A 26,018-nucleotide genomic window follows, 5' to 3' on the forward strand; every position below is an offset into this window, starting at 1 on the left:
TCAGGAGACCGACTTATGCGCAAGCTGTTTGGAACCGACGGGGTGCGGGGCACCGCCAACACGCACCCTATGACGGCGGAAATGGCTTTGCGGATTGGCGCGGCTGTGGGGCGGTATTTCCGCCGCGATGCCTCAGGCGTACATCGCGTTGTCATTGGCAAGGATACGCGGCTGTCGGGCTATATGCTGGAAAATGCGCTGACGGCAGGTTTGACCTCGACCGGTATGAACGTGCTTCTGCTGGGGCCGGTGCCGACTCCTGCGGTAGGGTTGATGACGCGCTCGATGCGCGCGGATCTGGGCGTGATGATCTCGGCCAGTCACAATCCGGCGATCGACAATGGAATTAAATTCTTTGGGCCGGACGGGTTCAAGCTGTCCGATCAGGCCGAGATTGAGATCGAGCGGTTGATCGAAGAAGGTGTAAGCCCCGCACAGGCGCAGAATATTGGTCGTGCGCGTCGGGTTGACGATGCACGGTTCCGTTATGGCGAGCGTGTGAAATCATCGCTGCCGCGCAATCTGCGCTTGGATGGGCTGAAGGTCGTGATCGACTGCGCCAACGGTGCCGCGCACCGTACTGCGCCGGAAGTTCTTTGGGAGTTGGGAGCAGATGTGATCCCGGTCGGCATCGCGCCGAACGGCAAGAACATCAACCTCGGATGTGGCTCAACCCAGCCTCGTGTTGCGGCCGAAACCGTGGTTTCACATGGCGCCGATGTAGGTATATGTCTGGATGGGGATGCCGACCGCGTCGTTGTGATCGACGAAACTGGCGCTGTCGCCGATGGGGATCAGTTGATGGCTCTGTTGGCGACCGCGTGGTCCCGCGCGAATCAGCTGAAAGGCGGCGCCTTGGTGGCCACTGTGATGTCGAACCTCGGGTTGGAGCGGCACCTGGCCGGGCAGGGGCTGCGTCTGGAGAGGACTGCCGTTGGCGACCGCTATGTGGTTGAACGGATGCGCGAGGGTGGTTTCAATCTTGGTGGCGAACAGTCAGGTCACATCGTGATGAGCGATTATGCCACAACCGGCGACGGTCTGATGGCGGGGCTGCATTTTCTGGCAGAGATGGTGCAATCCGGCAAGAAAGCCTCGGACCTATCGCGCCAGTTTGAGACGGTGCCGCAATTGCTGAAGAATGTGCGCTTTAGCGCGGGGCAGGCCCCGCTGGAAGCGGCCAGCGTCAAAAGCGCGATTTCCGAGGCTGAGGCGCGTCTGAATGGGCAGGGGCGTTTGCTGATCCGCAAATCGGGCACGGAACCTCTGATCCGGGTGATGGCGGAATGCGAGGATGCCGCACTGCTGACCCAAGTGGTCGATGGGATCGTATCCGAGGTTGAGGCGGCGACAGGTTAACGCCCCAGTAGCATTTTCTGCAGAGTGAACCACTGGCTGATTGCCAGCCCGGTTAGGATCATGGCAAGCGCGATATAGAACCGCAGCGGCAGGGCTTCGGATAGAATCCAGGCCCCGAACACCATCGACCAAACGGGCACCTGATAGTTCACCAGCGTCAGAAAGACGGACCCGGCGCTGCGGGTGATGGATACTCGCAGCAGGGTGGCGAAGGCCGTGGGGACAAGGCCCAGAACGATCAGGGCCAGACTGGGGCGCGTTCCCTGCCACGAGGGAAGCCCCTCGGTTAGCAGCATGATAGGTATCAATAGTACTGCGCCAACCAGCAGCGTCAGGGCTGCCAGAGCCATCGGTTCAATCGGAGGGCAGCGGCGGGTCAGGATCGACGAACTGGCGTAGCACAAGGCTGCCGTGACGCAGGCCATTTGCGCCAGTGGCTGCGTACCCTGACCCAATTGCGCCAGACCGGGCCCGATCAACACAAGCGCGCCAGAGAAGCCAAGGCAAACGCCGACCAGACGCCGTAGGTTCATAGGCTCATCCGAAAAGAAATGTGCCAGCGGCAGAACCATCAGCGGAATCGCCGCCATGGACAGACCCGCAAAGGCCGAAGGGACAAATTGTTGCCCCCAGCTTAACAGCATGAAGGGAACCGCCGTCGACAGAATGCCGATGAAGAAAATCGAACTCAAAAGGGCTGGTGTCAAACTCGGAATACGCCGTCCGGTAAGGCGCATCAGCACCAGCAGCATAGCGGCACCCAATGTGGTGCGCGACGTCGCCACGGTGACCGGTCCATAGCCTTCCAGCGCCATGGCAACCACCATGAACGTCCCGCCCCAGATGAGGCCCAGCGTGAAAACACCGCTCCAGTCCTGTTTTGTCGGTTGTTGAACCATTCCATCCACTTATCCCGCGAATCTGACGGTGTCACGCGCTGATATTGACATTAGGTAAGTTGCAACTTACCGTAAGTTATGGCTTACGAAGAAGTACTTTCGGCTTTAGGGGATTCGACCCGTCGTCAGGTTTTTGAGGCGGTGGCCAAGCGCCCCAGGGCGGTTGGTGATCTGGCTGCGGATTTGCCCGTAAGCCGCCCGGCGGTCTCGCAACATTTGAAGGTCTTGTCCGAAGCCGGGCTTGTCGTTTGCCGGGCCGAGGGAACGCGCCGCATCTATGCCGCCCGACCCGAGGGGCTGGCCGACCTGCGCGCCTGGCTCGAGCAATACTGGTCGGACGTGTTGGAGAGTTTCGCCGCCGAGGTAAACGAAGGACGAGATGCATGATCGAACCAATCATCAAGACCATCGTTGTAAACGCAGCGCCCGAGCACGCCTTTGATGTTTTTGTAAATCGCATTGCCAAATGGTGGCCATTGGATGGGCACGCTGTCTCAGCGGCGCAAGGCAAGCCTGCGCTGGCAGTTGTGATCGAACCTCATGTCGGCGGTGCGGTTTATGAAACCATGTTCGATGGCACCCGCGCTGATTGGGGCAAGGTGTTGATCTTCGAACAGGGGGCTCGCCTGGCCTTCAGCTGGCACCCCGGCACCAACACTGACCGCCCCACGCGGGTTGAGGTCCGGTTCGCAGCCCACGGAGCCGGGCATACCACGGTCACTCTGACCCATTCGGGCTGGGAAGTCTGGGCATCTGAGGCGTCGGACAAACGCACCGGTTACGACAGTGGCTGGGATTATGTTCTGGGCGAATGCTACGCAAATGCTGTCACCAAATGAAAAGGGCGGCCACCGGGGCCGCCCTTTCGCTGACATTTGTCAGACTTAGTTCTTTTCTTTGTCGACCATTTTACCAGCCGAGATCCAGGGCATCATGGCGCGCAGTTTTGCACCGGTTTCCTCGATCATGTGCTCATCGTTCGCACGGCGCGACGCTTTGATGGTCGGTTGGCCTACAGCGTTCTCCAGCATGAAGTCACGGACGAATTTACCCTGCTGGATGTCGTTCAGAACCTCTTTCATACGCGCTTTGGTCTCGTCGTATTTCAAAATACGCGGGCCGGTGACGTACTGGCCATATTCAGCCGTGTTCGAGATCGAGTAATCCATGTTGGCGATGCCACCTTCATAGATCAGGTCGACGATCAGCTTCACTTCGTGCAGACACTCGAAATATGCCATCTCGGGCGCGTAGCCCGCTTCGACCAGCGTTTCAAAGCCGCAGCGGATCAGTTCAACCAGACCGCCGCACAGTACGGCCTGCTCACCGAACAGGTCGGTTTCGCATTCCTCGCGGAAGTTGGTTTCGATGATGCCCGAACGGCCACCACCGATGGCCGAGCAGTAGGACAGGCCGATTTCCAGCGCTTTGCCGGTCGCGTCGTTGTCGACCGCGACGAGGCAAGGAACGCCGCCGCCTTTGGTGTATTCGCCGCGCACGGTGTGACCGGGGCCTTTGGGGGCCATCATGATCACGTCAACGCCTTCTTTCGGCTCGATCAGGCCAAAATGGACGTTCAGTCCATGGGCGAACGCGATGGCCGCACCTGGCTTGATGTTGTCGTGGACGTATTTCTTGTACGTCTCAGCCTGCAGTTCGTCAGGCATGGTGAACATAATAACGTCGCACCAGGCTGCGGCTTCGGCGATGCCCATCACCTGCAGGCCTTCCGCTTCGGCTTTCTTGGCCGAGGGGGAGCCCTCGCGCAGGGCGATGACCAGGTTCTTGGCGCCCGAGTCGCGCAGGTTCAGCGCGTGGGCGTGGCCTTGCGAGCCGTAGCCCAGAATCGCCACTTTTTTGTCTTTGATCAGGTTGATGTCGCAATCGCGATCGTAATAGACGCGCATTTCGCCGGTCCTTTCAGTTTCGATTGATGTGCTTCTATCTTGCGTGATTGCTATTGGCGATAGGGTTTGGATTGAGTATTTGACAAATAGATGAAGAATAATTCTTCTATTGAAGGAAATGTGAAAAAATCATGCTTGATGATGTTGATCGACGTATACTGCGCCACTTCCAGGCCGAGCCAAGCCTGACAACGGCAGAATTGGCTGAGCGATGCCGCATCAATTCGGGCGTCTGCTGGCGCCGGATCGAAAAAATGCAGGCGGCAGGAGTGATCGAGGGGCAGGAAGCCGTTATCGACTGGGCCGCCTTGGGCTATGCGGTCGAGGTCTCTTTGCGAATAACGCTGGACAAGACGCAGGCACGGGCGTTCGACGAATTCACGGCGGCGGCGCGGAACGTGGCCGAGGTGATCGAGATCCAGACCTTCCTTGGTCGGGTGGATGTGCGCCTATCGGTGTTGGCGCGAGATATGGCGCATTATCAACAGGTCTATCGCGATCGCATTCTGACCCTACCGCATATCGCCGATATCGAAGCCCTTATGCATATCGCCCGAGTCAAACGGGATGAGGTGTTGCCGGTATGATCGAACTGGATGAGATCGACCGCAGAATTCTGCGCGCGCTGGTGCAGGACGCGACCCAAAGCGCGGGGGCTCTGGGGCGCCGCTTTGGCTTATCGCAGCCTGCGACCTGGCGGCGTATTCGTCGACTGGAAGAAGCAGGCGTGATCAAGGGGCGGCGGCTGCGTCTGAATGCCGAGGCCCTGGGTTTTGGAGTGACCGTCTTTCTCGGCGTGAAACTTGCGCGAAAAGGGCAGGTCAGCCTTGAAGATTTTGAACGTGCCGTCAGCGCCATTCCCGAGGTGCAGACGGTTGAGCATGTGCTGGGTCTTTATGATTATCGCTTGCGCGTCGTGGCGCGGGATCTGGCAGACTTCGAACGGGTTCTGCGCCGGAGGGTGATGACCTTACCAGGGGCCGGAGAGGTCGAAGCCAATGTACTGCTGAGCGAGGAACGCCTGCCCGGGCCGATCGGTTAGTATTTAGTGCGGATGCGGAACCCCGGATGATGGGTCATGCGGGCGAAAGTCATCGGTTGCCCGTCCTTCCACGTGGTCCGTTCCAGCTGAATCATCGAAGTGCCAGTGGTTGTGCCCATGAAATCAGCTAGACGATTGTCCGCCGAGATCGCGCAAAAGGCGATTTCAGCTTCGGTGAACGGGGCAGCATTCAACAACCATTCGTGTGGGCCACTTTTGTTGAGGTCGGCTTGCTCGACCTCGGGTACGGCTTCGATATTGATCCAGCGTTCTTCAAGCTGGAAGGGGCGGTTGTCTGCATAGTGCATGCAGATCACGTGCAGAACGCGCGCGTCCGGTTCGACATTCAGTTGCGAGGTCAACCAGCCGGGGCTGTAGACCACGTTCCGTTCCACCAGAGCATAGCGATAGGCTGAGTTTTGGTTCTCAACCGCTTGTCTCGCAAGTGAAATTTCAAGCTTGGCTTGTTTGCGTGGTTCTTTCTTGACCCGCGTTCCGCTTTTGCGCTTGCGCTCGACAAAGCCCTGTTCGGCGAGCTCCCTCAGCGCCCGGTTCACCGTGGCGCGGGCACAATTGAACTCTTCCGCTAATTGGGTTTCGGTGGGTAAAAGCGAGCCCTGAGGCCATATGCGGGATTCAATCCGCCGCTTTACCTCGTCTCGAACGACTTGAAAACTAATCCGCTTTTGCGCAGTCACGAGTAAAATTATCCGTTCTTGTTCAAAGTGTGTGTATCTGTTCAGAAACACGCTAGGGTGTAAAGGGGACCTGACTCTGGTTGGCGTCATTTCTGCTAATTGTGGCATGTAAAAACTCAAAATGAAATTTTTGGCTGTGGGTTACTTTGGGTCAACTTCAGGCCGCGTTTGACGCTTTACCGAGCGCGCAAGACAAGGCAGAACAAAAAGGACCCAATAGAAAGGATGCGTCATGCCGGTACTACTGAATACTGTTGACCCGGGCGGGCTGGAGGAGTTCTCGGTGGTTTTTACCGACCGTTCTCTGAACCATATGTCTGCAAGTTTTCAGCAAGTCATGCGCGATATTTCGGCAATGCTGCGTGAAGTTTACAATGCTGAAGGCGTTGCGGTCATTCCCGGCGGAGGCACCTATGGGATGGAAGCCGTCGCGCGACAGTTTGCGCGGGATGCTGATGTGCTTGTCGTACGCAATGGGTGGTTTTCATATCGGTGGAGTCAGATCATCGAGTCAGGTGATCTGACATCGTCGACCACCGTTCTCAAAGCGCGCGAAACCGGCAATTCCAGCCCGTCACCTTTTGCTCCGGCCCCGATTGATGAAGTTGTGGCGACAATCCATGAGAAACGACCGGGTATTGTCTTCGCGCCGCATGTTGAGACCTCGGCCGGAGTGATTCTGCCTGATGATTATGTGACAGCGATGGTCGCTGCTGCGCATGAGGTGGGGGCGTTGATGGTGCTGGACTGCATCGCCTCGGGCTGTGCCTGGGTCGATATGAAGGCCACCGGAGTGGATGTGCTGATCTCGGCTCCGCAGAAGGGGTGGAGCGCAACGCCATGCGCCGGTCTTGTCATGCTATCCGAACGCGCCGAGGCACGACTGGCCGAGACCTCATCCGATAGCTTCGCGATAGATTTGAAGAAGTGGCGCCAGATCATGCAGGTCTACGAGAATGGCGGTCATGCCTATCACGCCACCATGCCAACGGATTCTCTGCTTTCCTTCCGCGACACAATGGCCGAGACGCGCGCGTACGGCTTCGAACAGCTGCGCGCGGCGCAATGGGCGCTGGGTGATGGTGTCCGGGCCTATCTTAGGGACAAGGGCGTCATGTCGGTTGCTGCCGAAGGTTTCGGCGCGCCGGGTGTGGTGGTCAGCTATACAGCAGACCCCGAAGTGCAGAACGGCAAGAAGTTCGCGGCCCTGGGCATGCAGATCGCAGCGGGCGTGCCGCTGCAATGTGACGAACCCGAAGGGTTCAGCACCTTCCGTCTTGGCCTGTTTGGCTTGGACAAGCTGTATGATGTTGACGACACGATTGCGCGCCTGAAAAGGGTTCTGGATCAGGTGCTGTAATAGCGTGGCGGGCAGAAGCCCGCCCTGCGGTTCAGCGGACGCCGAGGCCCATTTGCATGAGCGTCTTGCGCACGGGTGGTAGGGAATAGAGCGCATTCAGCCCCATCGCTCGTGCGTCGCGCAGCGGACGCGCTTCGATCATCGAGGCGCGGTTCAGCAGGTCGATGCCCTTGACGCGCAGTTCAATCTCGGTATGGCGGGCCTTGTGATAGGAATCCAACATCTGCGCATCGCCTAAGCCCTCGGGCCGGGCTTGCGTCAATTCCAGCAAGCAGCGCAGATCGCCCAACGACATGTTCAGCCCCTGCGCACCAATAGGTGGCACAACATGCGCGGCCTCGGCCATCAGCGCGATGCGTTCGCACGACAACCGTTCCGCCGACTGGCTGATGATCGGCCAGATCGTCCGGCGTGAGGCCAATTTCAGCGGTCCGAACAGCCCGCAAGAGCGTTCGGTCATCGCGGCTTCGAACGCGTCGGATTCAAGGTTTAGCAGTTCAACGGCACGTGGCCCACGTTCCATCCAGACAATGGCCGAGGACGGCTGGCCTTGCCAGTCGGGCAGGGGCACCAAAGTGAACGGCCCGCCCGAGCGGTGAATCTCGGTCGAGACATTGTCGTGCGGGATAGGATGTGTGACGGCGAAGGCGAGGGCCTTTTGGCCGTAGCGCGTGGTATGAACATTGATCCCGGCAGCTTCGCGCATTGGTGAACTGCGCCCGTCGGCGGCGATTACCAGTTTGCAGCGGATGCGGGTGCCGTCGCTCAGGCCGACCCGTGCCTCATTGGTGCGGGTGAACAGGCTGACCGTACCGGTGCCGGGGCGGAAATCGACATTCGGCAGTTCGGCTAGTCGCGCTACCATCTCGCGGCGCAGCAACCAGTTGGGCAGGTTCCATCCGAATGGCTGGTCCGAGATATCGGCGGCGTTGAAATCACGCACGACGCGCGGTTCGGGCACATCACCACCCGCATCCACGATGCGCATGATCTGCAGGGGCGCGGCGTGGGCATCCAGCTTGGCCCAAAGCCCGCATTGTTCCAACAGACCATGGGCAGGCTGCAAAAAAGCGGTGGTACGCAGATCCGATCCGTCCACGTCCCGCTCGGTGATCGGAGGGGTGGGATCGACGCAGACTACGTCGAACCCGGCAGCGCCAAAGGCGGCGGCGGCGGTCAATCCGGCGATTCCGCCGCCGGAAATCAGGATGTCACAGCTGTCAGTCATGAGTATGTCTCCGTTGCCGCAGACACTAGTGCTGTTGCGCGGTGGGCGCCAAGTGACATCCTGTCTCGTGCTTTATCCCCGAGAGATCAAAATCAGGACAAGGAACATCGTCGGCACCAGCATCAGGGCGGGAATGTAAAGACCCGGCAGGCCGAACAGAAGGATGGAACAGCCCCACATGCTGACCAGCGCCGCGGCTGTATAATAAAGGTCTTCAGCGTCGGCATTGGCCGCGTCCCGGGCCATCCAGCCAAACACGGGAATTGCAAACAAAAGGCGCTGCCAAAGAGGCAGGCGCTGAGGCATCTCAAGCGCGGTCATTGGGGTCTCCGATTCTGTTCGTCGCTGAGCTGCATATGGGGTCAATTCTGCAACTGCGAAACGAACAGATCGTCGCAGTGTGACAGCCTATCGCAGGCGACCCAGAAACCCGGTCAGATCATCGGTGTGATGGTGAATATGGTCAGCCTCGTGCGGGTCAGGCGCGACGTGCACGGTACGCATCCCCATCTCGTGCGGGGCGGCCAGATTGCGTGGATCATCTTCGAACATGGCGGCTTTCGCGGTATCGATTCCATCCTGCGCAAAGATCGCCTCGAACGCGGCTTTTTGCGGCTTGGGGCGATAGCCTGCGTGTTCTACGCCATAGATCGCGTCGAACAGCCCATTCAGACCGCGTGCCGCCAGAACGCGCTCGGCATAAGGTGCAGATCCATTGGTATAGACAATGCGTCGCCCGGGCAAAGCGCGGATATGTTCCGCCAGCGCAACATCGGGTTCCATATGGCTCATGTCCACCTGATGCACGGCGTACAGATAGGGATCGGGGTCCAGATCGTGCTCTGCCATCAGGCCCGCGAGTGTCGTGCCGTATTCGCGCCAGTAATGTGAACGCAACCGGTCGGCCTCGGGGCGGTCGACGCCGATAGCTTGCACGACGTAATCCGTCATCAGCACTTCGATCTGATCGAACAGGCGCATATGCGGCGGGTAAAGCGTGTTGTCTAGATCGAACACCCATTGGGTGACATGGGAAAAGGCAGGTTTGACCATGCTTTGGGTTTAGGGCGATGGGCTGCGGTTTTCAATGCCGCACTTGATCGGGGGGGCGTGTGGCGGCTAGACAGGTCCGAACGAGGAGACAATTCAGCCGATGCCCCAATCCAAACAGTCCAATACGGACGCCTATAGCCTTATTCTCGAAGCGATAGACGTCGGTGTCTACAAGCCTGGTGATCGGCTGGTGGAAAGCGAACTGGCCGAGCGGTTTGGCGTTTCGCGCACTCCGATCCGCGAGGCGCTGCAGCGGCTGGAAACGCAGTCGTTGCTGGAACGGGACGGGCGGTCGTTGATCGTGGCCTCATTGGACCACAACCAGATGGCCGAGCTTTATGTTGTCCGGCGTGAATTGGAAGGGCTGGCCGCACGTCTGGCCGCAAAACACGCAACCGAAGAGGAAATTCGGGTCCTTCAGGAAATGGTGGTGGCCGACAATGAGTTGATCGGAGATCCTGTTGCGCTGTCGCGGGCCAACCGGAGATTTCACGAACAGATTCACCTGGCTTCGCATAACCGCTATCTGGTGCAGCAGCTTGATCTGGTGCATCGGACCATGGCCTTGATGGCGACCACATCGCTGGCCGCAGAAGGGCGTGGCGAGATTGCGCAGAGCGAGCACAAAGGCATCGTGGACGCGATTGCGGCGCGAGACGAGGACGCGGCGGCCAAGGCGTTGCAGGATCACATTTCGGTCGCTTTCATGACGCGGCTGAAACAGGATGCGATCCGGCGCGAGAAATAGCGGCCTCACGTTCCTCGACCGCATGGCCGTGCTGGGTCTTGTCCCAGAAGAACGGATTGACCGCCAGTTCCCACAGGCCTTTGTAGGCCGCCAACACGCCCAGCGGATAGTAAAGCACCATGGTCGGCACCCAGGGTAGCAGGAACCTGCGTTTGCCTGCGATGACACCGCAGATACCCACCAATAGGTTGGCGGCTTCGGCGACGAGAAACAGAACCACGCAGGCAGTCAATAAACCGGGTGTCAGGATTGGTTGATACAGGTGGGGCAGCCCGAAAAAGATGGGCCAGAACGCCCACAAAAGCGGGGCCAGAAGGAATTGGCCCAGTGTTCCCAGAAAAAAGGCCTGTAAGCCCAAAAAGCGCAGCAACCCCAGATCGCGCAGCAATTGGCGTGGTGCGCGCATATGCACCAGATAGGTTACCATGAACCCCTTCAGCCAACGCGAACGCTGCTTGACCCATGGCCAGGCGCGAAAGTTCGCCTCTTCATAGGTCGTGGTGCTGACGATCTCGGTCCGATATCCGGCACGGCTTAGGCGGACACCCAGATCGGCATCTTCGGTGACATTATGGGCATCCCAACCGCCCAGTTCGACCAGCTTGTCGCGGCGAAAAAAGAAGGTTGTGCCGCCCAGCGGAACGACCAGACCAATTCGCGCGATGCCTTTCAGGACGACGCGAAACCAGCCGCTGTATTCGATGCTAAAACAGCGCGACCGCCAATTGGTGCGCGGATTGTAGTAGTCTAGAATACCTTGAAGGCACACCACCTCCTTTGGGGCGTTCGCGAAATGGCGGACAACGGTTTCAATCTGATCGGATTGCGGCGCGTCTTCGGCATCCCAAACGCCCAAAATCTCTCCACGGCAGAAATCCAGCGCATAGTTCATCGCACGGGGCTTGGTGGTCAGGTCACCCCGATCCGGCACAACAATGGCGCGCATCCAGGTTGGCAGTTCTATTTGCCTGAGCGCCTCATTGGTTACGTCATCCCGCTCTTCCAGCACCAAAATGACATCCAGCAACGCTTTGGGATAGGTCAGGCGGCGCAGCCGGGCGATCAGGTCATCGGCAATCTCGCGTTCCTTATATAGCGGCACAAGGATCGAGACGCGGGGTAGGCGAAGTGACTCAGAGGTCTTTGTTGTTGGCTCAGATTTTTCTCGCCATAGATAAGCAATGAGCCCCGAGAGCCTGAGAGACAAGAACAGTCCTAGGGTCAGCAGTGCAAAGCCCAAAAGAAGGCCGAGGCCAACTATCGGGAAACAAACACAGAGTGCCGCGAACAGGATAAATCCAATGATCGGCCCACGGCGCGTCTGGGCCGACCAATTCCTGCAGCTTTGCCGCGCCTCAACGCGAGTTTCTGCAGCTTGTGCCAGCGGTTGAGCATATTGACGGGCGATGGCGGCATCGATCTGCTCGGGTCCTGCCAGAACCGGGATGATCTTGTAACCGTGGCCCTTCAATGCGTCTGCCACTGCGTCGAATGTATCTGGCCTGGCTGTAGCGATCAGCAGGATTGGCCCCACACGCATCCAGGGCAGTACATTGTGCTCCAACCAAAACTCGACCGGTTCGAGCAAACAGAGGTCTGCGGCAGGTGGTACCTGCGCAAGATCGGCGATCTGAAGGCCGGTTTGGTCAGACAGCGCCGAGAGAACCTGCGCACGGCTGGCCCATCCTTCACTGACCAGTATTTCCCCCAATGGCGCGTTCTGGAATACTTGCATCCGCAGGGCGCGCGCCAACTGGTCGGGTGTGATGATGCCTTGTTCGACGAGACATGTGCCGAGCGGTTTGCGCGAATGCGGCCCGGGCACAGGCTGCGCCAGTGTCTGACGCTGGAGATTCAATTCGACCATAACGAAACCCTGCCGCATGTAACATCCGGCAGGGTTGCTTAGTCAGAGTTAACACACGGTTAACGCTGTTGAATTCGCCTTTAAGCTTGTGCTTTTTGACCCGCCATCGCCGCGGCAAAGCGTTCGAACAGGTAGAAACTGTCCTGCGGGCCGGGTGACGCTTCTGGATGATGCTGCACCGAATAAACCGGGCGACCCGTCATGCGGATGCCGCAGTTCGAGCCGTCAAACAGAGAGCGATGCGTTTCGACTACGCCATCGGGCAGTGTTTCCGCGTCCACGGCGAAGCCGTGGTTCATCGAGGTGATCTCGACCTTGCCTGTTTCCATATCCTTGACCGGATGATTGGCACCATGGTGGCCGTGGTTCATCTTGATCGTCTGCCCGCCAAGCGCCAGTGCCAGCATCTGATGGCCTAGGCAAATGCCAAAGACGGGCAGATTTGTTGTATCCAGCACTTCCTTTATCATCGGAACAGCATATTCGCCGGTAGCCGCCGGATCGCCGGGTCCGTTTGACAGGAACACTCCGTCCGGCTTGTGTGCCAGCACCTCCGCAGCCGTTGCGGTGGCGGGCAATACGGTTACGTCGCAACCCGCCGAGGCGAGGCAGCGCAAGATGTTGCGCTTGGCACCATAGTCGATCGCGACCACCTTGTGCATCGGAGCTTCCTGACGCTGGTAGCCATCGGGCCAAGCCCAACGCATCTCATCCCAGCGATAGCTTTGGGCGCAGGTGACTTCTTTGGCCAGATCCATCCCTTCGAGACCCGCAAAACTACGCGCTGCAGCAATCAGGGCTTCGATATCGAAGTTTCCCTCGGGATCATGAGCTAGCGCCACGTGCGGTGCGCCTTGCTGGCGGATCGCGCGGGTCAGGCGGCGGGTATCGACGCCGCCGATTGCGATGCGACCACGGCGGGCTAACCAGCTTTTTAGCTCTTCTGTCGCGCGCCAATTCGACGGCTCGGTCGGGTCCCATTTGACCACCATCCCGGCTGCCACCGGGTCGCCGGTTTCGTCATCTTCGGGATTCACTCCGACATTGCCGATATGCGGGAAAGTGAAGGTCACGATCTGGCCCGCATAAGAAGGATCGGTCATGATCTCTTGATAGCCCGTCATGGCGGTGTTGAAACACAACTCGGCCTCGGTTTGACCGGTTGCGCCGAAGCCCACACCGTAAAACAGGGTTCCATCGGCCAACGCCAGACATGCGGTGGGCTTGGACGGGGCGTTCTGGGCCATGGCGCGACTCTCCTGCAAGGTAAACGGGCGCATAACTAAGTGGGTTATACGCTAGGGTCAAGTCTGTTCAAATTTTGGGCTATTGTTAAAAATCAATGAGTTACAATTAATGTCCACTGTTGTACCAACCTTTTTGTTTCGATATGGTCAGGGTTCCTTTGCCATGGGGATGGACAGACCATATGGATATGCGATCACGGGTGAACTCTGCCCTGAAGCAAGCTATGAAAGACAAAGCCGCCGAGCGTCTTTCGACACTGCGCCTGATCAATGCGGCGATCAAGGATCGTGATATTGCTTCGCGCGCCTCTGACAATGAAGAGACCAAAGGCTGCGGCGATGCCGAAGTGCTTGAAATTCTGGGTAAAATGACCAAGCAGCGCAAGGAAAGCGCACGCGCCTACGAAGAGGGCGGACGCCTTGATTTGGCCGAGCGGGAACTGCGCGAGGTTGAGGTGATTGAGGAATTCCTGCCCAAACAGCTGGACGACGACGAGGTTAGCAAGGCCATTCAGACCGCCATCACGTCTACTGGGGCGGGCTCAATCCGCGATATGGGCAAGGTGATGGGCGAGTTGAAGTCGCGCTATACCGGTCAGATGGATTTCGGCAAAGTAGGACCGATGGTCAAAGATCATCTTTGCGCTAACTCGAACGGCGCTTAGTCACGTCGATTTGCGCAGTTTCTGACTCAGATCATCAAACAGCGCGATCCGCTCGTCCTCGGACAGGAACGCGCCGATCTCAACTTCGCGCCCATCGCCGATCAGCGTTACGTAATGGGGTACCGGACCACCGCTGGTGTGCATTTCAGGACGGGCCCAATAGCGGTTGCAGGTCCATTCCTGATCGCCCTTGTCTGGGTGGTGGTGCACAAGGTGGGCTTGCGTCTGGCCTAAGGTCAGAACCTCGAACACGCTGCGCGCGCGATAGTTTGTCTGGATTGCCAACCAGAGACCCAGAACCGTCAGCAGCAGGAACGGCAGCAGACCCCACAGGACGATCGAACCCAACATCGCCAGCAGCGGGATCAGTCCGAACAGGAACACCGACAAGATGACGGTCATTGCGCCACGTGGTGGCAAGGAGTTGTGCGGCCAAAGCCGCAGTTCCTGTTCAGCGTCCGAGTTTTCTGTCCATTGATAAGGCATGGCGAGAACCTAGCTCAGACCGGCGCAAGGTCGAAGCAAAAATCAGTCAGACAACGTGGCCGACGCGGACCCACGACAGGGCATCGTCCAGCCGGTCATCGCCCCAGAACACTTCGTCGCGGACAACAAAGCTGGGTGCGCCGAAAACCCCCAGTTTGATGGCCTTGTTTGTCTCGGCCTCCAAGGCTGCAACAGCGTCCGGGCTGCGGGCACGGGCAAGCATCAGGCGTGGATCTTGTTGGCACCGAAGCAGGGCTTCGGAAATGGCGCTTTCGCTACCGGCCTCAATCCCGTCCTCGAACCAGATCCGATAAAGATTTTGCGTGAACCCGGCGCCCCAGCCGTCCTGCATGCCCAGCAAAGCCACCTGATTTGCCAGCGCCAGGTCAGAAATTGGATAGGGGGCGGGAAGTTTGGCGTGGATGTGATATTTCGCGGCGCGCCGCTCAATATCGCGCCACATATAGGCCGACTTCACCGGTTTGCCCGCGAAGGGTATATTTTGCTGTTCCGACATCACCGTGCGCACGTTGAAGGGGCGCCAGGTTACCGTCGCATCGTTTTCTTCGCACCAGCCATCCAGGCGCGTGATGGTCAGAAAACTGTAAGTGCTGCCGATTGAATACCAAAAGTCGATCTCGGGCATAGCAAGGCTCCTGTCAAAAGGGGCTTTGCCAACCAGAATACCGCAAAACGGAGGTTTTTTCGATCTTTGCCCAATTTAAATGGTCAAAGTAACGCTTTATCGATGGGTTCTGTCGGCTGAGGGGCAGTGCCGCAGGAAGTCATCTGGCGCAGGTCGATTTCGATCATGCGGCAGATGGACGAGATCGGAACATCGGTTACGTCGCCTTCGAACGGGTCCTCCATCGAGGCGCTGACCCGTTCAGTCACGAAGAAAATCCAGCAAACCAACGCTCCGATCGGAGCAAAGACTGCCCAGTCAAGCAGAACGGATTTTGTTACCGAGTAGCCCATGCCAGCGGTGATCGAGCGTTGGTCATTCAACGCCAGCGGTAACATGAAGATAAAAATATAGCTGAAGATGCGTCCGACCTCGGCGACCTGCCGTGGGAAGGGGGTATTCTTGATACGTTCGCTTTGGCCTTGCGCGTCTGCAAACCGTGCTAGCCGGTTCATCAGCGCCACATGCCAATAGGGGTCGATCTTGCCGGATTGCGCCAGTGATGAAAGCCGCTCACCCTGAAGAAACAACAGGTACGCGGCACGGTTGGATTTCCCTTCGAGCAGAGGCAAATCAGCCGTCAGTTGGGTATCGCGCCAGCATTCGGGTTCCTGATGCAGCGCGATTTTGTCCACGACCGGTTTGTGTCCGAACATCCACGGGCGGCGGGCGCGTCCATGCGTTGCGGGCTGGCGCAGTTGAAAGGCCAGCATGTTTAGCCAAGCGATATGACGTTCCAGCAATTCACGCCGTATCTCGGGCGCAAGCGGCGTGCCGTCAGCCTGAACCAGATTGCTGATCGTATTGCCCCAATCGCGACTGGCGTTGACGATGTCCCCCCAAATCTTGCGGGCCTCGACCCAGCGGCCATAGGCCGAGGTGTTCTTGAAACCCAGAAAAAATGCCACTGCCAAACCCAGCATCGTGACCGGTGGGCTGGAGTTCGAGATCAACTCAAGCGGAGTAACTTCATCCACTAGTTCAAGCAGGAGTATCCAGGCCATGACGATGCAAATGAACCCGGCAGAGCCTTTGACCAGTTGCCGAAGTGTGATGCCGTGATGGAGAATCATGTGGCGCGCACCCGTCTTAGATTATGCTGTTTTCGCAAATACTAGCGGCCTGATCTTTGGTGCGTCTACGTGTTGGGTGCAGCAAGTTGCGGACTGGGGGCATAAAAAACACAAAGCCCCGCACGGGGCGGGGCTTTGCTGAGTTTGGTTTGGATGGCGGGATCAGTGCGCGTGGCCCTTGTCCCAGTCTTCCTGCTTGGGCAGCTGCTCGAACGTGTGTTCAGGCGGCGGCGTGGGCAGGGTCCATTCCAACGTATCCGCGTATTCGTTCCACGGGTTCGGGCGTGTCTCTTTCGCACCACGCAGCAGGGCGTAGATCACGATGCCGAAGAACAGCAGGAACGAGGCGAACGAGATGAACGCACCAATCGACGAAACGAAGTTCCACTGAGCAAACGCTTCAGGGTAGTCGATATAGCGGCGTGGCATGCCCTGACGGCCCAGGAAGTGCTGCGGGAAGAAGGTCAGGTTGGCGCCGATGAAGAACAGCCAGAAGTGAACCTTGCCCCAGAACTCGGAATACTGACGGCCCGTCATCTTCGAGAAGTAGAAGTACACGCCAGCGAAGATCGCGAAGACGGCACCCAAGCTCATCACGTAGTGGAAGTGCGCAACGACGTAGTAGGTGTCGTGATAGGCACGGTCCACGCCGGCCTGCGACAGCACAACGCCGGTCACACCACCAACGGTGAACAGGAACAGGAAGCCGAAGGCGAACAGCATCGGGGTTTTGAACTCGATCGAGCCGCCCCACATGGTCGCGATCCACGAGAAGACCTTAACGCCGGTTGGAACCGCGATGACCATCGTGGCCAGCATGAAGTAGGCCTGCTGGCGCAGCGACATGCCAACGGTGTACATGTGGTGCGCCCATACGACGAAGCCCAGCACACCGATCGCGATGATCGCCCAGACCATCGGCAGGTAGCCGAAGATTGGTTTGCGCGCGAAGGTCGCGATCACGTGGCTGATGATGCCAAAGCCGGGCAGGATCACAATGTACACTTCCGGGTGGCCAAAGAACCAAAGGATGTGCTGATACAGGATCGGATCGCCGCCACCGGCCGGATCAAAGAAGGTGAAGCCGAAGTTGCGGTCCATCAGCAGCATGGTGATCGCGCCTGCCAGAACCGGCAGCGACAGCAGAATCAGCCACGAAGTGACGAAGATCGACCAGCTGAACAGAGGCACCTTGAACAGAGTCATGCCCGGGGCACGCATATTCAGGAAGGTGGTGATCATGTTGATCGCGCCGAGGATCGAGGAGGCGCCCGATACGTGCACGGCGAAGATCGCAAGGTCCATGGACATGCCGCCTTCGGTCGTCGACAGCGGTGGATACAGAACCCAGCCAACACCTGAACCAAGCTGGTCATTACCACCGGGGCTGAGCAGCGAGGCGACGCCCAGCGAGGTGCCAGCGACATAAAGCCAGAAGGACAGGTTGTTCATCCGCGGGAACGCCATGTCCGGCGCGCCGATCTGCAACGGCATGAAATAGTTGCCAAATCCGCCGAACAGGGCGGGGATGACCACGAAGAACATCATCAGAACACCGTGATAGGTGATCATCACGTTCCAGAGGTGACCGTTGGGGGTACATGGATCGGCCATGAAACCTTCGAGGCACATATACTGAACACCGGGGTGCATCAGTTCGAGCCGCATATAGACAGTCATCAGAACCGAGATCAGACCGGCAAGGGCCGAAAAGACTAGGTAGAGAATCCCGATGTCCTTGTGGTTGGTCGACATGAACCAGCGGGTGAAAAAGCCGCGCTGATCTTCATGCTCGTGACCATGAATGGCTGCGTCTGCCATTAGGTGCCTCCTGTTGCAACTGTACCGCGCAGTCGGACCTCTCCAACGCGCGGGATTCCTGCTGGTTTTAGATTGCGAAGGGGCGACCTTCAATGGTCGAGTTTGATCTGGATCAAGATTAATTGTCGCGGGCAGACTGTGCTGCGCGATAATCTGACCTCGGATGCGAGGGATTTGGGGATTCAGTCCGCGATTACAAGTGGTGACGGGGAAACCCGCTTGACCCGCATCAAGCGGCGGCTCAGAACAACGGGTAAGTCCAACACCGGAGGCCTGTAATGACCGCTTATGATCCCGAAAATGTCTTTGCCAAGATCCTGCGCGGAGAAATCCCGTCAAACCGTGTGTATGAAGACGACGACACCGTCGCGCTGATGGATATCATGCCCCGGGCGGACGGGCATTTGTTGGTGATCCCCAAAACCCCCTGTCGCAACATGCTGGATGCAACGCCCGAGCAACTGGCAGCGGTGATGGCGACGGTACAGAAGATGGCTCACGCTGTGAAAGAAGCGTTTGACGCTGATGGCGTCACCGTTCAGCAATTCAATGAGGCCGCAGGCGGGCAAGAGGTATTTCACCTTCATGTGCATGTATTGCCGCGCCACGAGGGCGTCTCGATACGCCCACCCGGTAAAATGGGCGATTTTGACCTGATTGCTCAACACGCCGACAAGATCCGCGCGGCACTGACCTGATCCACCTTCGAAGCGAGCTGTCGCAGGCGTCGTGATCACCAAACGCATGGAGCACGACACTTGCGTAACAGCGCTGCCCGTCGCAGACCTGAGGAATACGGATCAGTCTTGTTCCATTCATTTCATGCGTGCGATCCGGGCTCGTAAAACATCAGGCTGCTGTCCGGCGATTTCATTAGCCCGGTTCAAGTTTTTCCATTTGCACTTTCGAGTGTGAGCAAAGCCTCTAATTAGGCCAGCGGGTGGCCAGATCTTGGCCATGGCGTACGCATTGCAACCGCCGCAGCGCGGTTTCGTCATAGCGGCGCCGATTACCCGCAATAGGTTCGAACGGCGGTAGAAGTCCAGAACCGGATCGTAGGTGCTTTGAATCCAGTGCGAAATGAGGGAGCCCCGATTGCATTCATTTTCGAAAACACCCCCTTGAACCTCTAGTCACTAGAGGAATTATGTAGCATGGTGATTCAGTAAATAGGACACACTAAAATGGCTCATCAGCATTCCCACAAAGGGCACAGCCACGCGCATGTTGATCCGCAGGCCGGAGATGCGCGCGTTGCCTGGGCCATCGCGGTCAATATGTTCTTGACGCTGGCACAGATTGTGGGCGGGGTTATTTCAGGTTCGCTCGCCTTGATTGCGGACGCCTTGCACAACCTGTCAGATGCGATTGCGCTGGTCATCGCATTCTTTGCTCGCAAGATCGCTCGTCGACCCGCAAACGCGCGTATGAGTTTCGGGTATGGCCGGGCCGAGGTTGTAGCGGCGCTGGTTAACTACACAACACTGATCGTTCTGTCGGTCTATCTGCTGTACGAAGGCGTAATGCGGTTTGTCGAGCCCGAGCCGGTTAATGGCTGGATCGTTGTCTGGATCGCTGGGATCGCATTGGTCGTCGACCTTGTCACCGCTATGCTGACCTATTCCATGTCCAAGGACAGCATGAATATTCGTGCGGCATTCCTGCACAATGTGGCCGATGCATTGGGGTCCGTCGCCGTGATTGTCGCAGGTACCGCTGTAATTGTCTTCAACTGGACTTGGGTCGACCCAGCGGTCACCATCATGATCTCACTTTACATCCTTTGGCACGTCAAATCCGAGATCGGTGAAACCATACGCGTTCTGATGTTGGGCGCGCCAACAGAATTGGATCCGGAAGAGGTCGCCACAGCCATTGAAGGCGTATCGGGCGTGGCAGGAGTTCACCACATCCATCTGTGGAGCATGCAGGAGCGTGAGCCCGCGCTGTCGGCGCATCTGGTCATCAAACCCGACGCACAAGATAGTGCCGAGGATATCCGGGTGATGGTCAAGCAGGTTCTGCAGAACAAGTTTGGGCTTGGTCATGTTACGCTTGAAATCGAAGCCAGCGGGCACGCTTGCGTCGGATCAACCCGATTTGGGCATCAACAGATTTAGGGGCCTAAAACGAGAATTGCCGTTCCGATATGGGGTCGGAACGGCAGACTCGTAACCAAACACTTTCACGGATTTCGCAGGGCAGCCCTGAGATCACCGGTTAACACACCACTCACTCATGAACGGTCATTACATACTATGTGGTCAGATGGCGTTTGTAAGGAGAGGATGTGAAGAATCCCTGAATTTGAGGCGAATTGAGGCCATTCAAAGGAATTTTCTGAATGATTTTCGAAACAGAGTGCCCCAAATACTAGCATTGTCTTTTGCGTATTCTGGCCAGATCTATCCGAATACGTGGAATCACCTATAAACTAGGCGCCCTCGGTGGCGAAGACCTCATCAAAGGTCTTTTTTAGCGCAACATCGACGTCATCCATGGTCACCGGCAACCCAAGATCGACCAGTGAGGTCACCCCGTGTTCCTGAATTCCGCAGGGCACGATTCCGGTGAAATGTGACAGGTCCGGCTCGACATTGATTGAGATGCCGTGAAAGCTGATCCATTTCCGCAGGCGAATGCCGATGGCCGCGATCTTGTCCTCGGCTGGCTGGCCGGTGATCGTCAGCGGCTTGTCTTGCCGTTGCACCCAGACGCCCACGCGGCCGTCGCGGATCTCACCGATGACATTGAACTCGGCCAGAGCCGCAATCACCCATGCCTCAAGCTGCTGCACAAAGCGGCGCACATCATGACCGCGTTTGCCCACATCAAGCATGACGTAAACAACGCGCTGACCGGGGCCGTGATAGGTGTACTGTCCACCGCGCTTGCTTTCATAGACCGGAAAGCGATCCGGATCGGTCAGATCTTCTCGCTTGGCAGAAGTCCCAGCGGTATAAAGCGGAGGGTGTTCCAACAGCCAAATGCATTCGTCCGCCTCACCCGCTGCAATCGCGGCAACGCGCGCCTCCATGAAGGCAGTGGCCTCGTCGTAGTCGATCAGCCCGTCGGTAGTCTTCCATTCCATGCTCGTTCCTTAGACCGTCTGCGGGGTAGGGGGAAGGGGTCAGGCGGCCTCGGCCAGGCAGCGTTGCAGGACCTGCGCATAAGTGTCCGTGCCCTGTGCGCCGGTCAGCAGATATTTCCCTCCAAACACCATCGAAGGCACGCCCGAGATGCCTCGGCTGGTCCAGAAATCTTGTTTTTCACGCACCGGTTGGGCATGCGCACCTGATTCAAGTGCGGTTCGCGCCGCCTCCGGGTTGAGCCCGGCCGTCTCGACCGCGCCCATCAACACTTCGACGTCAGAGACATCCTGTTGCTTGGTGAAATAGGTTTCGAACAGGGTCAGTTTCAGCGGATGCTGACGCCCCTGTGTTTCCGCCCAGTCAAGCAGTTGATGCGCGGCAAAGGTGTTCACGATTCTGCTGTCATCAGTGAAATTGAAGGTGAACCCAAGTTCAGTGCCCAACGCAGTCAACCGCTCGCGCGCCTGCTGGCTTTGTTCGGGCGTCGAGCCATATTTCTCGGCAATATGCTCCCTCAGATTCTGTCCCTCTGGCCCCATGTTGGGGTTCAGTTCGAACGGATGCCAGCGCAATCGGGCCAGCACATTCTCTTGCTTCAGTGCGGCATCGAGTTGACGAAAGCCGACAATACACCACGGACAGACCACATCCGAGACGACATCAATCTGCACGGTAGGGCGGGGATCGGGCGAGGGCATGGGCTGCTCCAGATTGCATTGTATCGCGGTTAGATATGGCTAAAGCACGTGATTTCAATCGGCTGTGTTTTTGCCTCTTCACATCGCGCGGCTCAGCGTCTATACGCCCCTCTACCAAGTCATTGGCAGTGCGGTCGTGGCGGAATTGGTAGACGCGCAGCGTTGAGGTCGCTGTGGGGTAACACCCGTGGAAGTTCGAGTCTTCTCGACCGCACCAACATCCTGAAATCGTTACCCGAAATTGTCAGGTGAGACGGGCGCCCTGTTGGTTGAAGCGGTAGGTTCGATCCTGGGCGTAGCCGAAATGGACGGATTCACCAGCGTTGACCTGATGCTGGCCGAACAGGCGCGCGGTTATCTGGTGGTCTTGCATCATCGCGATCACGTTTGTGTCTCCACCCAGATGCTCAACATGGGTCACGTTTGCGGTCAGGGGGCCTTCGTCGGATAAGTACAAGTCCTCTGGGCGGATGCCCAATGTTGTGTCCGCGCTGTCGCCGATTACGCTGGCGGGGAAGAAATTCATCGACGGAGCGCCAAGGAAACCCGCGACGAACTGGTTGGCGGGGTTATTATATAGCTCCATCGGGCTGCCAACCTGTTCAACGCGCCCGTCGCGCAGGACGACGATCTTGTCAGCGAGCGTCATCGCCTCGGTCTGGTCGTGGGTGACGTAGATCATCGATGCATCGAGCTGCTGATGCAGGTTGGCGATTTCCAGTCGCGTATTCATACGCAGGGCAGCGTCCAAATTGGACAAGGGCTCGTCGAACAAGAACAGTTTGGGTTCGCGTACAATGGCGCGACCGATCGCGACGCGTTGGCGCTGGCCGCCTGACAGTTCTGAGGGGTAACGGTCGATATAGGGCTCAAGGTTCAGCATCTTGCTGGCCTTGGCGACGCGTTCTTCGATGACCTGCTTGCTCTGGCCTTCCTGTTTCAGTGCCAGCGACATGTTCTTGCGCACATTCAGGTGGGGATAGAGTGCATAGCTTTGGAACACCATCGCGATGCCGCGTTTCGAGGGGGGCGTTAGGTTCATCACCTCTCCGCCAATGCGCACTTCGCCCGAGGTCACGTCCTCCAGCCCCGCGATCACGCGTAGCAGGGTGGACTTGCCGCAGCCGGAGGGGCCGACGAAGACGACGAATTCTCCGTCTTCGACTTCGATGTTAATATCTTTCAGTACCTCGACAGTGCCGAAGGACTTGTTCACGTTTGTCAGCGTCAGGGCGGTCATGTGCGTGCCTCTTTCAGCGAAATGGGTTGGCCAGTGCGGATGCTTTCATCGGCAGCTAGACAGATGGCCAGCGATTGCACGGCGTCGTTCATATGGCGGGTCAGGTCGATGTCCTCGGCGATGGCGCGCAGCATATAGGCTTGTTCGGCATCGCAGAGCTGCTGATGGCCGGGCTCATCGGGCATGTCGATTGTCTGGTCGCCATCGGGGCGATGGACCAGAAGGCCGCCAACCTTGGTGTGTCCGTCGATATCGGCGGATGCGCCCTTGTTGCCATCGGTGATCGAGACCGAGCCGTTGGGCGACACGATGTCTTTCACGAAGAACGCGGTTTCGGACATCATCGGGCCCCAACCGGCCTCATACCAGCCGACCGAGCCATCCTCGAAGACCACCTGAAACTGGCCGTAGTTGTACATGTCTTCGGCGATCTCATCGCTTAGGCGCAGGCCCATGCCGTGGACTCGCACGGGGTCGGAGTCAGTGATCTGACACATCACGTCGACATAATGCACACCGCAATCGACGATGGGCGAGGTGGTCTGCATCAGAGCTTTGTGTGTTTCCCACTCGGCCCCGCTGCTTTGTTGGTTGAGATTCAGCCGGAACACGTAGGGCCCGCCCAGGTCGCGCGCCTCGGAAATCAGGCGCATCCACGAAGGATGGTGTCGCAGGATGTAGCCGATCACCAGTTTGCGGTTGGTCTCAATGGCCTTTTCGACAGCACGCTTGGCATCTGCCACAGTGGTCGCTAGCGGTTTTTCGACAAATACATGCGCCCCGGCCTCCATCGCCGCGCAGGCGAAATCGGCGTGGCTGTCGGAGTAGGTCGCCACGACCACCAGATCGGGCTTGGTCTCTGCCAGAGCGGTGTGAAAATCCGAATAGGCCGGATAGATCGACAGATCTGGATGATCCACGCGACCGGATCGGTTCACCAACCCAACAATCTGCGCGTCTAGGTGGTTGTGGTGGGCCAAAGCGTGGCTCAGCCCCATATTGCCGAGGCCGGCGATCAGAACTTTGGTCATTTCACAGCTCCTGAAGTGATGCCGCGGATCAGTTGGCGCGAGAAGATGACATAGAGCACCAGCACCGGCAGGATCGCCATGCTGAGCGCCGACAGAACCGCGTTCCAGTCGGTGACGAACTGGCCGATAAAGACCTGGCTGCCCAGCGTCAGTGTTTTGGTTTCCTCGGCCGGGGCAAGGATCAGCGGGAACCAGAGGTCGTTCCAGATGGGGATCATGTTGAACACGGCCACGGTCGCCATGGCGGGGCGGACCAGCGGTAGGACCAATCGGAAGAATATGGTGTATTCGGACAGCCCATCGACGCGGCCTGCGTTCTTCAGATCGTCCGAGACTTGCCGCATGAATTCAGACAGGATGAACACCGCCAGCGGCAGACCTTGCGCGGTATAGACAAGGATCAGGGCCCAAAGGGTGTTCACCAAACCGGTTGCCACCATCATCTCAAGTATCGCCACGGTGCCGATGCGGATCGGGATCATAATCCCAAGCGCCAGATAGAGACCCATCAGAGTGTTGCCCTTGAATTTGTATTCGCTCAGGGCAAAGGCGGCCATGGCGCCGAACAGCAGAACGAAGGCCAGCGACACCACGGTCACGATCAGCGAGTTTTGGAAATAAAGGAAGAAATCCCCTTGTTTCATCACCGTCTGGTAACCGATCAGCGAGAAGCTTTCGGCATCGGGCAGGGCGAGTGGCTCGCGGAAAATCGAGCGTCGGGTTTTGAAGCTGTTGATGATGATCACGAAGACCGGGAAGAGGGCGATCAACGTGTAGAGGATCAGCGCCCCATGCATGGCGGCCGTGTTCAGCGGGTTATGGCGTGCTTTGTTCATCCGGCTATCCTCACAGTTGGTACCGGCGCATCCGGGTCTGGATGCCGAAGAGGTAGATGCAGACACCCACGAGAATGATGGCGAACATGGCGCCAGCGATGGCGGAGCCCATATGCGGGTCGCCAAGTTGCAGCTGGAAGCCAAAGAAGGTGCGGTACATGAAGGTGCCGAGGATGTCGGTTGAGAAATCCGGGCCCGCCAGTGCACCTTGCGATACATAGATCAGATCGAACGCGTTGAAATTGCCGACGAATGTCAGGATCGAGATGATGCCAATCGAGGGAATGATCAGCGGCAGCTTGATCTTCCAGAACGCCGAAGCACCGGTGATGCCGTCTATTTCTCCGGCTTCAATGATCTCTTCGGGGATCGACAGCAGGGCGGCGTAGATCAACATCATCGGGATGCCGACGAATTGCCAGACCGAGACAAGTGCCAGTGTTGTCAGCGCGTATTCTTCCTTGCCCAGCCATGGTGCAAACAGCGACTTCAGACCAATGGCGTCCAGCATTGAAGGTGCGATGCCCCAAAGCGGGGACAATATCAGCTTCCACGCGAAACCGACGATCACAAAGCTCAGAATGGTCGGAATGAAGATCGCGGACCGATAGAGCGCGGCAAACCGCAAGCGTGGATGCGACAGAAGCGCGGCCAAAGCGATGCCGATGGGGTTCTGAACCAGCATGTGGATCAGGAAGAACCAGAAGTTGTTGCCCAAAGCGTTCCAGAACTGCTCGGACCAGATCGGATCGAAGAACAGGGTGCGGAAATTCTGCAAGCCCACGTAGATACGTGTCTGATCAACCTCGGAGAACAGCGCGAGGCGCAGTGTGTTGAACAAGGGGAAGATCATCACTGCCGTGTAGACCATCACCGCAGGGGCGAGGAAAACGGCAATGTGCCAGCGTATGCGGCGGGTCTGCATGGGAATCTCCGGGGAAAAAGGTCCGGACGCGACGCGGTAGCCGCGTCCGGTGTGAGTG

28 protein-coding genes and 1 tRNA gene are annotated in these 26,018 nt (G+C 58.0%); 11 read left to right on the forward strand and 18 right to left on the reverse strand.

Annotation, left to right across the window (positions count from 1 at the left end):
* The first annotated feature begins 15 nt into the window (after positions 1-15).
* Complete coding sequence (gene glmM / locus ACR0KC_RS00520; RefSeq protein WP_480771353.1) at positions 16-1,359, forward strand: phosphoglucosamine mutase; 1,344 nt, start codon at positions 16-18, stop codon at positions 1,357-1,359.
* Here the strand turns inward: glmM and ACR0KC_RS00525 are convergent.
* Positions 1,356-2,258 (reverse strand): DMT family transporter, encoded by a 903-nt coding sequence (locus ACR0KC_RS00525; protein WP_480771354.1) that lies wholly within the window; start codon positions 2,256-2,258, stop codon positions 1,356-1,358. The genes glmM and ACR0KC_RS00525 overlap by 4 nt on opposite strands.
* A gap of 78 nt (positions 2,259-2,336) precedes the next feature.
* Here ACR0KC_RS00525 and ACR0KC_RS00530 point away from each other — a divergent pair, with 78 nt between their 5' ends.
* Positions 2,337-2,645, forward strand: a complete 309-nt coding sequence (locus ACR0KC_RS00530) for a metalloregulator ArsR/SmtB family transcription factor (protein WP_170510577.1) — start codon at positions 2,337-2,339, stop codon at positions 2,643-2,645.
* Complete coding sequence (locus tag ACR0KC_RS00535) at positions 2,642-3,097, forward strand: SRPBCC family protein (protein ID WP_480569191.1); 456 nt, start codon at positions 2,642-2,644, stop codon at positions 3,095-3,097. The genes ACR0KC_RS00530 and ACR0KC_RS00535 overlap by 4 nt, the downstream gene beginning before the upstream one ends.
* A 45-nt stretch (positions 3,098-3,142) precedes the next feature.
* Here ACR0KC_RS00535 and ilvC read toward each other — a convergent pair whose 3' ends face one another.
* Entirely contained in the window at positions 3,143-4,165 is a 1,023-nt protein-coding gene (ilvC, locus tag ACR0KC_RS00540) for a ketol-acid reductoisomerase (RefSeq protein ID WP_170393489.1), read from the reverse strand.
* Between the two features lie 131 nt (positions 4,166-4,296).
* On the opposite strand from ilvC, the gene ACR0KC_RS00545 reads away from it, so the two are divergent.
* Positions 4,297-4,752 carry an Lrp/AsnC family transcriptional regulator gene (locus ACR0KC_RS00545; protein WP_480771355.1) on the forward strand — a complete coding sequence of 152 codons (456 nt, stop codon included), beginning with the start codon at positions 4,297-4,299 and terminating at the stop codon, positions 4,750-4,752.
* Complete coding sequence (locus tag ACR0KC_RS00550) at positions 4,749-5,207, forward strand: Lrp/AsnC family transcriptional regulator (RefSeq protein WP_170393485.1); 459 nt, start codon at positions 4,749-4,751, stop codon at positions 5,205-5,207. Before ACR0KC_RS00545 ends, ACR0KC_RS00550 begins: the two co-directional genes overlap by 4 nt.
* Here the strand turns inward: ACR0KC_RS00550 and ACR0KC_RS00555 are convergent.
* Positions 5,204-5,905 carry a GntR family transcriptional regulator gene (locus ACR0KC_RS00555; RefSeq protein WP_170393483.1) on the reverse strand — a complete coding sequence of 234 codons (702 nt, stop codon included), beginning with the start codon at positions 5,903-5,905 and terminating at the stop codon, positions 5,204-5,206. The genes ACR0KC_RS00550 and ACR0KC_RS00555 overlap by 4 nt on opposite strands.
* 232 nt (positions 5,906-6,137) lie before the next feature.
* Here ACR0KC_RS00555 and ACR0KC_RS00560 point away from each other — a divergent pair, with 232 nt between their 5' ends.
* On the forward strand, positions 6,138-7,265 hold the full coding sequence (locus ACR0KC_RS00560; RefSeq protein WP_480771356.1) for an aminotransferase class V-fold PLP-dependent enzyme: 1,128 nt from the start codon (positions 6,138-6,140) through the stop codon (positions 7,263-7,265).
* Positions 7,266-7,296: 31 nt separating this feature from the next.
* Here ACR0KC_RS00560 and ACR0KC_RS00565 read toward each other — a convergent pair whose 3' ends face one another.
* The 3 genes from ACR0KC_RS00565 to ACR0KC_RS00575 form a co-directional block, all read right to left on the reverse strand.
* On the reverse strand, positions 7,297-8,493 hold the full coding sequence (locus ACR0KC_RS00565; RefSeq protein WP_480704512.1) for a UbiH/UbiF family hydroxylase: 1,197 nt from the start codon (positions 8,491-8,493) through the stop codon (positions 7,297-7,299).
* A 72-nt stretch (positions 8,494-8,565) separates the two neighbouring features.
* Positions 8,566-8,814: a hypothetical protein gene (locus tag ACR0KC_RS00570; RefSeq protein ID WP_480704514.1), complete on the reverse strand. Its 249-nt coding sequence runs from the start codon at positions 8,812-8,814 to the stop codon at positions 8,566-8,568.
* An 87-nt stretch (positions 8,815-8,901) separates the two neighbouring features.
* Entirely contained in the window at positions 8,902-9,546 is a 645-nt protein-coding gene (locus tag ACR0KC_RS00575; protein WP_170635565.1) for a pyrimidine 5'-nucleotidase, read from the reverse strand.
* Between the two features lie 100 nt (positions 9,547-9,646).
* Here ACR0KC_RS00575 and ACR0KC_RS00580 point away from each other — a divergent pair, with 100 nt between their 5' ends.
* Complete coding sequence (locus ACR0KC_RS00580; protein WP_170662202.1) at positions 9,647-10,294, forward strand: GntR family transcriptional regulator; 648 nt, start codon at positions 9,647-9,649, stop codon at positions 10,292-10,294.
* On the opposite strand, the gene ACR0KC_RS00585 is transcribed toward ACR0KC_RS00580, so the two are convergent.
* Together ACR0KC_RS00585 and carA are read right to left on the reverse strand one after the other, a co-directional pair.
* Positions 10,251-12,179: a glycosyltransferase family 2 protein gene (locus tag ACR0KC_RS00585; RefSeq protein ID WP_480791445.1), complete on the reverse strand. Its 1,929-nt coding sequence runs from the start codon at positions 12,177-12,179 to the stop codon at positions 10,251-10,253. The genes ACR0KC_RS00580 and ACR0KC_RS00585 overlap by 44 nt on opposite strands.
* A 62-nt stretch (positions 12,180-12,241) precedes the next feature.
* The gene (carA, locus tag ACR0KC_RS00590; protein WP_480771358.1) at positions 12,242-13,408 is read right to left on the reverse strand and encodes a glutamine-hydrolyzing carbamoyl-phosphate synthase small subunit; all 1,167 of its coding nucleotides are present in this window, start codon (positions 13,406-13,408) and stop codon (positions 12,242-12,244) included.
* A gap of 182 nt (positions 13,409-13,590) precedes the next feature.
* Between carA and ACR0KC_RS00595 the strand changes: the two genes are divergently transcribed.
* The gene (locus tag ACR0KC_RS00595; RefSeq protein ID WP_170393469.1) at positions 13,591-14,073 is read left to right on the forward strand and encodes a GatB/YqeY domain-containing protein; all 483 of its coding nucleotides are present in this window, start codon (positions 13,591-13,593) and stop codon (positions 14,071-14,073) included.
* Here ACR0KC_RS00595 and ACR0KC_RS00600 read toward each other — a convergent pair whose 3' ends face one another.
* The 4 genes from ACR0KC_RS00600 to ctaD form a co-directional block, all read right to left on the reverse strand.
* Positions 14,074-14,559 carry a DUF2244 domain-containing protein gene (locus tag ACR0KC_RS00600; RefSeq protein WP_170510555.1) on the reverse strand — a complete coding sequence of 162 codons (486 nt, stop codon included), beginning with the start codon at positions 14,557-14,559 and terminating at the stop codon, positions 14,074-14,076.
* A gap of 46 nt (positions 14,560-14,605) precedes the next feature.
* Positions 14,606-15,205, reverse strand: coding sequence for a DsbA family protein (locus ACR0KC_RS00605; RefSeq protein ID WP_480704519.1), 600 nt, complete (start codon positions 15,203-15,205; stop codon positions 14,606-14,608).
* 83 nt (positions 15,206-15,288) lie between these two features.
* Positions 15,289-16,317 (reverse strand): bestrophin family protein, encoded by a 1,029-nt coding sequence (locus ACR0KC_RS00610; RefSeq protein ID WP_480771359.1) that lies wholly within the window; start codon positions 16,315-16,317, stop codon positions 15,289-15,291.
* 162 nt (positions 16,318-16,479) lie between these two features.
* Positions 16,480-18,138, reverse strand: coding sequence for a cytochrome c oxidase subunit I (ctaD, locus tag ACR0KC_RS00615; protein WP_170393460.1), 1,659 nt, complete (start codon positions 18,136-18,138; stop codon positions 16,480-16,482).
* A gap of 278 nt (positions 18,139-18,416) precedes the next feature.
* On the opposite strand from ctaD, the gene ACR0KC_RS00620 reads away from it, so the two are divergent.
* Together ACR0KC_RS00620 and ACR0KC_RS00625 are read left to right on the forward strand one after the other, a co-directional pair.
* Positions 18,417-18,836: an HIT family protein gene (locus ACR0KC_RS00620; protein WP_170393458.1), complete on the forward strand. Its 420-nt coding sequence runs from the start codon at positions 18,417-18,419 to the stop codon at positions 18,834-18,836.
* Between the two features lie 486 nt (positions 18,837-19,322).
* On the forward strand, positions 19,323-20,258 hold the full coding sequence (locus ACR0KC_RS00625) for a cation diffusion facilitator family transporter (RefSeq protein ID WP_170393456.1): 936 nt from the start codon (positions 19,323-19,325) through the stop codon (positions 20,256-20,258).
* Between the two features lie 314 nt (positions 20,259-20,572).
* Here the strand turns inward: ACR0KC_RS00625 and lipB are convergent, their stop codons facing one another.
* Together lipB and ACR0KC_RS00635 are read right to left on the reverse strand one after the other, a co-directional pair.
* A complete protein-coding gene (lipB, locus tag ACR0KC_RS00630) occupies positions 20,573-21,229 on the reverse strand; it encodes a lipoyl(octanoyl) transferase LipB (RefSeq protein WP_480704525.1) in 657 nt (218 codons plus the stop codon).
* 39 nt (positions 21,230-21,268) lie between these two features.
* The gene (locus tag ACR0KC_RS00635) at positions 21,269-21,928 is read right to left on the reverse strand and encodes a DsbA family oxidoreductase (RefSeq protein ID WP_480704527.1); all 660 of its coding nucleotides are present in this window, start codon (positions 21,926-21,928) and stop codon (positions 21,269-21,271) included.
* Positions 21,929-22,058: 130 nt separating this feature from the next.
* Here ACR0KC_RS00635 and ACR0KC_RS00640 point away from each other — a divergent pair.
* Positions 22,059-22,145: transfer RNA gene (locus ACR0KC_RS00640), tRNA-Leu, on the forward strand.
* Positions 22,146-22,172: 27 nt separating this feature from the next.
* Here the strand turns inward: ACR0KC_RS00640 and ACR0KC_RS00645 are convergent.
* The 4 genes from ACR0KC_RS00645 to ACR0KC_RS00660 are packed head-to-tail and all read right to left on the reverse strand — an operon-like array spanning position 22,173 to position 25,960.
* Complete coding sequence (locus tag ACR0KC_RS00645) at positions 22,173-23,168, reverse strand: ABC transporter ATP-binding protein (RefSeq protein ID WP_170662208.1); 996 nt, start codon at positions 23,166-23,168, stop codon at positions 22,173-22,175.
* A complete protein-coding gene (locus tag ACR0KC_RS00650) occupies positions 23,165-24,199 on the reverse strand; it encodes a Gfo/Idh/MocA family protein (protein WP_480762304.1) in 1,035 nt (344 codons plus the stop codon). The genes ACR0KC_RS00645 and ACR0KC_RS00650 overlap by 4 nt, the downstream gene beginning before the upstream one ends.
* Entirely contained in the window at positions 24,196-25,035 is an 840-nt protein-coding gene (locus ACR0KC_RS00655; protein WP_170393445.1) for a carbohydrate ABC transporter permease, read from the reverse strand. The genes ACR0KC_RS00650 and ACR0KC_RS00655 overlap by 4 nt, the downstream gene beginning before the upstream one ends.
* A gap of 10 nt (positions 25,036-25,045) precedes the next feature.
* Positions 25,046-25,960 carry a carbohydrate ABC transporter permease gene (locus ACR0KC_RS00660; RefSeq protein WP_480771360.1) on the reverse strand — a complete coding sequence of 305 codons (915 nt, stop codon included), beginning with the start codon at positions 25,958-25,960 and terminating at the stop codon, positions 25,046-25,048.
* Positions 25,961-26,018: the final 58 nt, after the last annotated feature.

The sequence above is a fragment of the Ruegeria sp. CF3 genome, assembly GCF_056537365.1.

What these genes read in the sequence shown, in the direction of transcription:
- glmM (WP_480771353.1), top strand. Translation starts at nt 16, where the DNA reads ATGCGCAAGCTGTTTGGAACCGACGGGGTGCGGGGCACCGCCAACACG.
- ACR0KC_RS00525 (WP_480771354.1), bottom strand. Translation starts at nt 2,258, where the DNA reads ATGGTTCAACAACCGACAAAACAGGACTGGAGCGGTGTTTTCACGCTG.
- ACR0KC_RS00530 (WP_170510577.1), top strand. Translation starts at nt 2,337, where the DNA reads ATGGCTTACGAAGAAGTACTTTCGGCTTTAGGGGATTCGACCCGTCGT.
- ACR0KC_RS00535 (WP_480569191.1), top strand. Translation starts at nt 2,642, where the DNA reads ATGATCGAACCAATCATCAAGACCATCGTTGTAAACGCAGCGCCCGAG.
- ilvC (WP_170393489.1), bottom strand. Translation starts at nt 4,165, where the DNA reads ATGCGCGTCTATTACGATCGCGATTGCGACATCAACCTGATCAAAGAC.
- ACR0KC_RS00545 (WP_480771355.1), top strand. Translation starts at nt 4,297, where the DNA reads ATGCTTGATGATGTTGATCGACGTATACTGCGCCACTTCCAGGCCGAG.
- ACR0KC_RS00550 (WP_170393485.1), top strand. Translation starts at nt 4,749, where the DNA reads ATGATCGAACTGGATGAGATCGACCGCAGAATTCTGCGCGCGCTGGTG.
- ACR0KC_RS00560 (WP_480771356.1), top strand. Translation starts at nt 6,138, where the DNA reads ATGCCGGTACTACTGAATACTGTTGACCCGGGCGGGCTGGAGGAGTTC.
- ACR0KC_RS00565 (WP_480704512.1), bottom strand. Translation starts at nt 8,493, where the DNA reads ATGACTGACAGCTGTGACATCCTGATTTCCGGCGGCGGAATCGCCGGA.
- ACR0KC_RS00570 (WP_480704514.1), bottom strand. Translation starts at nt 8,814, where the DNA reads ATGACCGCGCTTGAGATGCCTCAGCGCCTGCCTCTTTGGCAGCGCCTT.
- ACR0KC_RS00575 (WP_170635565.1), bottom strand. Translation starts at nt 9,546, where the DNA reads ATGGTCAAACCTGCCTTTTCCCATGTCACCCAATGGGTGTTCGATCTA.
- ACR0KC_RS00580 (WP_170662202.1), top strand. Translation starts at nt 9,647, where the DNA reads ATGCCCCAATCCAAACAGTCCAATACGGACGCCTATAGCCTTATTCTC.
- ACR0KC_RS00585 (WP_480791445.1), bottom strand. Translation starts at nt 12,179, where the DNA reads ATGCGGCAGGGTTTCGTTATGGTCGAATTGAATCTCCAGCGTCAGACA.
- carA (WP_480771358.1), bottom strand. Translation starts at nt 13,408, where the DNA reads ATGGCCCAGAACGCCCCGTCCAAGCCCACCGCATGTCTGGCGTTGGCC.
- ACR0KC_RS00595 (WP_170393469.1), top strand. Translation starts at nt 13,591, where the DNA reads ATGGATATGCGATCACGGGTGAACTCTGCCCTGAAGCAAGCTATGAAA.
- ACR0KC_RS00600 (WP_170510555.1), bottom strand. Translation starts at nt 14,559, where the DNA reads ATGCCTTATCAATGGACAGAAAACTCGGACGCTGAACAGGAACTGCGG.
- ACR0KC_RS00605 (WP_480704519.1), bottom strand. Translation starts at nt 15,205, where the DNA reads ATGCCCGAGATCGACTTTTGGTATTCAATCGGCAGCACTTACAGTTTT.
- ACR0KC_RS00610 (WP_480771359.1), bottom strand. Translation starts at nt 16,317, where the DNA reads ATGATTCTCCATCACGGCATCACACTTCGGCAACTGGTCAAAGGCTCT.
- ctaD (WP_170393460.1), bottom strand. Translation starts at nt 18,138, where the DNA reads ATGGCAGACGCAGCCATTCATGGTCACGAGCATGAAGATCAGCGCGGC.
- ACR0KC_RS00620 (WP_170393458.1), top strand. Translation starts at nt 18,417, where the DNA reads ATGACCGCTTATGATCCCGAAAATGTCTTTGCCAAGATCCTGCGCGGA.
- ACR0KC_RS00625 (WP_170393456.1), top strand. Translation starts at nt 19,323, where the DNA reads ATGGCTCATCAGCATTCCCACAAAGGGCACAGCCACGCGCATGTTGAT.
- lipB (WP_480704525.1), bottom strand. Translation starts at nt 21,229, where the DNA reads ATGGAATGGAAGACTACCGACGGGCTGATCGACTACGACGAGGCCACT.
- ACR0KC_RS00635 (WP_480704527.1), bottom strand. Translation starts at nt 21,928, where the DNA reads ATGCCCTCGCCCGATCCCCGCCCTACCGTGCAGATTGATGTCGTCTCG.
- ACR0KC_RS00645 (WP_170662208.1), bottom strand. Translation starts at nt 23,168, where the DNA reads ATGACCGCCCTGACGCTGACAAACGTGAACAAGTCCTTCGGCACTGTC.
- ACR0KC_RS00650 (WP_480762304.1), bottom strand. Translation starts at nt 24,199, where the DNA reads ATGACCAAAGTTCTGATCGCCGGCCTCGGCAATATGGGGCTGAGCCAC.
- ACR0KC_RS00655 (WP_170393445.1), bottom strand. Translation starts at nt 25,035, where the DNA reads ATGAACAAAGCACGCCATAACCCGCTGAACACGGCCGCCATGCATGGG.
- ACR0KC_RS00660 (WP_480771360.1), bottom strand. Translation starts at nt 25,960, where the DNA reads ATGCAGACCCGCCGCATACGCTGGCACATTGCCGTTTTCCTCGCCCCT.